The sequence below is a fragment of the Streptomyces sp. FH025 genome, assembly GCF_017427025.1.
GTDB lineage: Bacteria > Actinomycetota > Actinomycetes > Streptomycetales > Streptomycetaceae > Kitasatospora.
Window position 1 is genome coordinate 1 of record NZ_JAFLNG010001045.1, and the last position, 1,822, is coordinate 1,822.

General features: G+C 74.6%; 3 protein-coding genes. 1 reads left to right on the top strand and 2 read right to left on the bottom strand.

The genetic code is table 11. The features are described from left to right. Positions 1 to 92 precede the first annotated feature (92 nt). Both trxA and J0670_RS37090 read right to left on the bottom strand, forming a co-directional pair. Positions 93 to 416, bottom strand: a complete 324-nt coding sequence (trxA, locus tag J0670_RS37085; protein WP_207817178.1) for a thioredoxin — start codon at positions 414 to 416, stop codon at positions 93 to 95. Positions 417 to 419: 3 nt separating this feature from the next. Further along, positions 420 to 827: a MerR family transcriptional regulator gene (locus tag J0670_RS37090; protein WP_207817179.1), complete on the bottom strand. Its 408-nt coding sequence runs from the start codon at positions 825 to 827 to the stop codon at positions 420 to 422. Positions 828 to 932: 105 nt separating this feature from the next. Between J0670_RS37090 and J0670_RS37095 the strand changes: the two genes are divergently transcribed. Further along, a complete protein-coding gene (locus J0670_RS37095; protein ID WP_207817180.1) occupies positions 933 to 1,694 on the top strand; it encodes an SDR family oxidoreductase in 762 nt (253 codons plus the stop codon). Positions 1,695 to 1,822 lie beyond the last annotated feature (128 nt).

Here is a 1,822-nt window from a genome sequence, read left to right on the forward strand (position 1 = left end):
TCTGGGTCCTCGTCCGCCGCGAGGCCAAGGACCGCGCCAAGCAGGCCGCCGAACCCGAGACCATCACCGGACCCCTCCCTGCCTAGCGCGCGTCAGAGCGCGTCGTCCAGCTCCCGCAGCAGCCGCGCCTTCGCCCGCGCCCCCACCACCGACCGCACCGGCTCACCGCCCCGGAACAGCATCAGCGTCGGCATCGACAGCACCCCGTACGCCGCCTGCGTGCGGGGGTTGCGGTCCACGTCCAGGGTCACCACCCGCATCCTGTGCGCCTCCTCCCGCGCGATGTCCGCCAGCACCGGCGCCATCATCCGGCACGGCGGGCACCAGTCCGCCGTGAAGTCCACCAGCACCGCCCCCTCGGCCGCCAGCACCTCCGCCTCGAAGGTCTCGTCCGTCACCGCCGGAACACCGTTCACCGGTCACTCCTCCCACTCGCACCGAGGCGGCCGGACCTCCTCCGCCGCCAACTCGTCCCGCGCCCGCACCGCCCGCTCGAACTGCCCGGCCACCTGGGCCCGTACGTCCTGGAGCCGCGCGATGCAGTCGTCCAACTCGGCCAGCTTGCGCCGGTAGACCTCCAGGGAGGCCGGACACGAATCCCCTTCGGGATGCCCGGCCCGCAGGCACTCCACGAACGGCCTGGTCTCCTCCAGCCCGAACCCGAAGTCCTGCAACAGCCGGATCTGCCGCAGCAACCGCAGATCCTCCTCGTCGTACGCCCGGTACCCGTTGCCGGCCCGCCGGGCCGGCAACAACCCCAACTCCTCGTAGTACCGCAACGCCCGCGTGGTCGTCCCCGCCCGCTCCGCCAGCTCCCCGATCCGCATGCCCGACTCCTCCCGCGCTTTCGCCACCGACCGTAAACCTTGCCCCCGGCGTCAACGCCAGCAGTGCGCTCCGGCCTCCCCGCCACCACCCGGCAAGATGTCCCCATGGACCTAGGACTCAAGAACAAGACCTACATCGTCACCGGCGCCACCCGGGGCCTCGGCCTGGCCGCCGCCCGCGAACTCGCCGCCGACGGCGCCCACGTGCTCGTCAGCGGCCGCGGCCAGGAGGCGGTCGACGCCGCCGTCGCCGAGCTGAACACCCTCGGCTCCGCCCACGGCGTGGTCGCCGACAACGCCGACCCCGAGACCGCCGACCGCCTCATCGCCGAGGCCCGGTCCCGCTTCGGCGGACTCGACGGCATCCTGATCAGCGTCGGCGGCCCCCAGGCCGGACCGGTCGAGACCACCCCCGAGTCCGCCTGGCGCGACGCCTTCGAGTCCGTCTTCCTCGGCGCCCTGCGCCTCGCCCGCGCCGCGGCCGCCACGCTCCCCTCCGGCGGTGTGATCGGCTTCGTGCTCTCCAGTTCGGTCCGCCAGCCGATTCCCGGCCTCGGCATCTCCAACGGCCTGCGCCCCGGCCTCGCCATGGCCGCCAAGTCCCTCGCCGACGAACTCGGCCCCCGCGGCATCCGGGTGCTCGGCCTGCTCCCCGGGCGGATCGACACCGACCGGGTCCGCGAACTCGACGCCCTCGCCGCCGACCCGGAGGCCGCCCGCGCCAGGGCCAGCGACGGCATCCCGCTCCGCCGCTACGGCACCCCCGAGGAGTTCGGCAAGGCCGCCGCCTTCCTGCTCTCCCCCGCCGCCTCCTACGTGACCGGCGTGATGGTCCCCGTCGACGGCGGCGCCCTCCGCTCCCTCTGAGCCCCGGGCGCGCCCTCTCACTCGACCCGCGGACGCCCCCGCCGACGCCGGAAGCCCCGACGCTCGGCGGGGGCCTCCTGCAGCACCCGGACCCGCAGCTCGGCCGGCAGCTCCGCCAGCCCCAGACT